Source organism: Acidobacteriota bacterium (genome assembly GCA_003225175.1).
Taxonomy (GTDB): domain Bacteria; phylum Acidobacteriota; class Terriglobia; order Terriglobales; family Acidobacteriaceae; genus Gp1-AA112.
This window is the reverse complement of the sequence record QIBA01000098.1, coordinates 1-3,623: the sequence shown is the minus strand read 5'-3', so window position 1 is coordinate 3,623 and position 3,623 is coordinate 1. Positions and strand designations below refer to the sequence as shown.

Sequence of the window (3,623 nt, the reverse complement as noted above, 5' to 3'; positions counted from 1 at the left end):
CGTGCAATAGCGCATTCAAGAAGAAAATCGCCGCTTGGAAGCGAAAAAGAAAGCAAAATATAAAAGCAGGCCTAACATTCTGAAAGACACTTGTCGGGTGCCGCACACTCTGCGCCGGTTCTCGCGAGGTGCGCTATCCACACTCTCATTGAGCCCTGGCCGGCAGCCACGCTAATGAACGTCGGAGCCGCTGAGTTTCTGGAGGAAGCGATCGCGGAGGTTGCGATACTCATCGATGGTTTTGAATTTGCGTGCGGCCGGCTCATCGTTTCAGGAGGTACGCGGTCAGGACTTGGGCGCCTGAGTCATCAAACCAGAGATAGATACTGAGCACGCCACCTTCCAGCTTGGTTCGATTGATTGCATAGCTTTCAAAACGGCCCACTTTGGATTTCGTGGGTTTCTCCGACTCCATATTGAAAACCTGGGGACAGACGGGACGTTCACCTCACCGCGCGATTTAATCGAAACTGAGAAGTGTTTGATTCCCATCCTTCATTGGCTTTGGCGGGCGGCCACCCTTCTGCGGAGACAAACGACGACGCATAGCTTTTTCCAGGCTCTCGATGAACTTCGGCGTTCCGAGTGGGCGACCGGTGTGGGTGCTCTGCCGGATCGCGTCGGCCTCCTCTTCGGTTCCTTCTGCACCCAGATACTCGCGCCACGTGGCGGCATCCCAGTACTTCTGCCAGGAGTCCATCTGCAAAGCCGCATCCGCTGAGCCAGTTCCACAATGGGCCGCTGCACTCGACCAACGATACGTGTCGGCCTCGGGGACCAGGCCGGCACGCACCGGGTTCAGCTCGGTGTATCGCAGCGCCGCCCAGAGGTGCGATAGATCCAGTGGACAGGAATAGTATCGGCCTTGCCAGACGTGGCCTGAAGAGGTGTGACTGACATTCCAGTAGATCGCATAGCGGCCGTGCGTGTCCTTGAGGGCGAGCGCGAGCGAATCTGTGGATCGCGGAGTAACGACCAGATGCACGTGGTTTGACATGAGGCAGTATCCGAGCAACGAAAGCTTATATAGTTGGCAAGAATGCCGCAGCAGGTCGAGGTAAACGAGGCGGTCGGAATCGGAGTCAAGAATGTACCGACGAGCATTGCCGCGTTGAGTTACATGATGCGGAACGTCCAGGGCGATAACGCGAGCCAAACGAGCCATGGGCGACACAAGATATCAAAAAACTGGAAAACGTCCCGTCTGTCCCCAGGTTTCCCAGGTTCCCTTATGCTGTCTGGTAATCTGGGAACTCTCGTGACTCAGTTTGAGATTGTGGTGGAAATTGAGCTTATCGCCACCTGTCTCCCGGATTGCTTGCGTCCTCCGCAAGGTCGCCGTCTTTCTGCTGATGCTTCCCCTCTTGATGACTGGCTCTGGTCATGCCGAGACCCTTGAGCAGTTACTCATGACTGAAAAAATACCGCTGCGTTCGTTCCGTGTTGACGAATTGAAACAATCGGTAAACGGAGCAACGCAGAGCGATCAATCGAAAATCGTGGTCGCCTATCGCACGCTTAACCCGGACAACATTTTTGTTGGGCCTCCACAGGTAATCCGTTACGAGAAGGTCAGTGGCCAAATCGAACAGCGCAGGTTGCCCATCGGAGAGACAGATGGGTGTGCCGGAGCTCCGGATGAAGTGGCGTTTGTCGATGAATTTATCCTGGTGTCGATCTCGATCTCACCGTCTGCGGAATGTACTTTCGTCTTGAATCAAAGGTTGGTCCTCCACCAGATTCTTTATGGATTCCGCGCGGCACGCATCGCTCCAGGACGCATTGTGCTGATAGAGGACATGATCCATTTTGCTCCTGTTCACCCTGAACGATTGCAAGTTGTAGATCTCCGCAGCGGCAAGACTGCAGAACTGTATCCCTCGCTCGGAGATGCGCTACGCCAGCAACTCACACATGAAAATGCGCAAAAAATGCCACCTCAGGCGACCTGTCGCGAGATGAATGACCCATGCTCCCCTGGGCAATTCGATGAGGACATACGTTCGTTGGCTTCCGATGGAAACGGCAAGCTCGCCCTCATTGTCGTGCAATCGGTTTCCCATGCGTTGGAAAAGGAGCAGCCTCCAGAAACAATGGCGTCACAAACGGCGTTATATCTCTATCAGTACGTCTCAAGTGGCTGGCAGTATTGCGAGGAGGAGATCGACGATTCCGAAATCGAGCGCCTCGACCAGGAACTCAAAGCGAATTTCGAGAAAGTGGCGACACGCTGCACGCCGCATCTTCGCGTTATTCCCGATATGACTACGGCACATTACAACCCCTTTCTGACGCGCTGAGTATTCACCTGACTTGGCTGGTTCAAGAGTGAAGGATGGGCATACCTACATTCCTGAAAAAGTCGATGAATTGTTGGGTCGGGGCGAGAGGATTGGAACCTCGACTCCTAGTCCCTAAACAAAGGAAAAAGGCCGCAGATCACGTCTGCACCTGCCCGGGTGCCCCAGCCTTCCCGTTTTGGTATTTGCATCAGACTCCCATGTAAAGGGTGGCCCATCCTCGCGCTGTTCGCGAGGGTCGGGTTCGAGAATGTGCGGAACTCCGTTTTTTCATTTTATCCTTAGCGAGAACGGACGCACTAATCACAGCCGAATTAGATTCCCGAAACAGAATAGGCTAATGGAAGAATCGAAAGCGAGAAGGAACAGCAGGGCTGATTACGCTCATAGTATGGCGAACAGCACGCGAGAGTGGGCCACCGATCTTTTTCCGAAGTTCCAAACTGAGACAAACAACTAGGCTGGGCCACGCATTATAAAAGGGCGCCCTTAGGGAGTAGTCTGCAGTGATCTTCACACACTGAGCTACTCACGAAAGGAGCACCCCTCATGAATGACAGCAAGTTTATTGGTCTGGACGTACACAAGACAAGCATTTCCGCTGCGGTTCTGGATCATGACGGAAAGTTAGTGATGCAATCGATCTTCGCTACCCACGCGGCTGCGATTCTGAGTTTCATTCATGGAGTGCGCGGCAGTCTGCGCGTCACTTTTGAAGAAGGTACACACTCCAGCTGGCTTTACGATTTGCTTCGGCCCCAAGTCAGTGAAGTACTGGTGTGCAATCCGCGCAAGAACGCGCTGTTGAAGAGCGGCAACAAGAGCGATCAGATCGACGCCCGGAAACTGGCCGAGCTGCTGCGCGCGGGATTGGTATCGCCGGTGTATCACGGGCAGACGAGCACGGTCACGGTCAAGGAGCTGGGGCGCACCTATACGGCGCTGACCGAAGACACTACTCGAGTGATGAGCCGGCTGAAAGCGCTGTACCGCAGCCAGGCGATTGCCACCGAGGGCAAGAAGCTATATACCAAACGGCGGCGCCAGCAGTGGCTGAACGAACTGACGCAAGCCGGTCGCCGTTACCGCGCAGAACGGATGTTTCAACAACTCGACGCCTTGCAGGGATTCCGCCGCCAGGCCCGGCACGATCTGTTTGTGGAGTGCCGCAAACATGCCGCCACGGCGATACTGACCAGTATTCCCTTTCTGGGACCAATTCGCGCTGCCTTGCTGATCGCTCGCGTGCAAACTCCGTTTCGCTTCCGCGGCAAGCGCCAGTTCTGGGCTTATTGCGGACTGGCGCTGGAAACACGCAGCAGT

General features: G+C 54.8%; 4 protein-coding genes. 2 read left to right on the top strand and 2 right to left on the bottom strand.

Annotated features, from left to right (window positions below; translation table 11 throughout):
- Nucleotides 1-460: 460 nt before the first annotated feature.
- Nucleotides 461-1,165 (bottom strand): transposase, encoded by a 705-nt coding sequence (locus tag DMG62_22250; GenBank protein PYY20737.1) that lies wholly within the window; start codon nucleotides 1,163-1,165, stop codon nucleotides 461-463.
- A gap of 121 nt (nucleotides 1,166-1,286) precedes the next feature.
- Here DMG62_22250 and DMG62_22245 point away from each other — a divergent pair, with 121 nt between their 5' ends.
- Nucleotides 1,287-2,300, top strand: a complete 1,014-nt coding sequence (locus DMG62_22245; protein PYY20736.1) for a hypothetical protein — start codon at nucleotides 1,287-1,289, stop codon at nucleotides 2,298-2,300.
- A gap of 627 nt (nucleotides 2,301-2,927) precedes the next feature.
- Here the strand turns inward: DMG62_22245 and DMG62_22240 are convergent.
- Nucleotides 2,928-3,191 carry a hypothetical protein gene (locus DMG62_22240; protein ID PYY20735.1) on the bottom strand — a complete coding sequence of 88 codons (264 nt, stop codon included), beginning with the start codon at nucleotides 3,189-3,191 and terminating at the stop codon, nucleotides 2,928-2,930.
- Between the two features lie 75 nt (nucleotides 3,192-3,266).
- Here DMG62_22240 and DMG62_22235 point away from each other — a divergent pair.
- Nucleotides 3,267-3,623 (top strand): hypothetical protein (locus tag DMG62_22235; GenBank protein PYY20738.1); only part of this gene is annotated, 357 nt, incomplete at its 3' end.

Bases quoted from the DNA above. Each gene is read 5' to 3' on its own strand.
- DMG62_22250 (PYY20737.1), bottom strand. From the start codon at position 1,165: ATGGCTCGTTTGGCTCGCGTTATCGCCCTGGACGTTCCGCATCATGTA.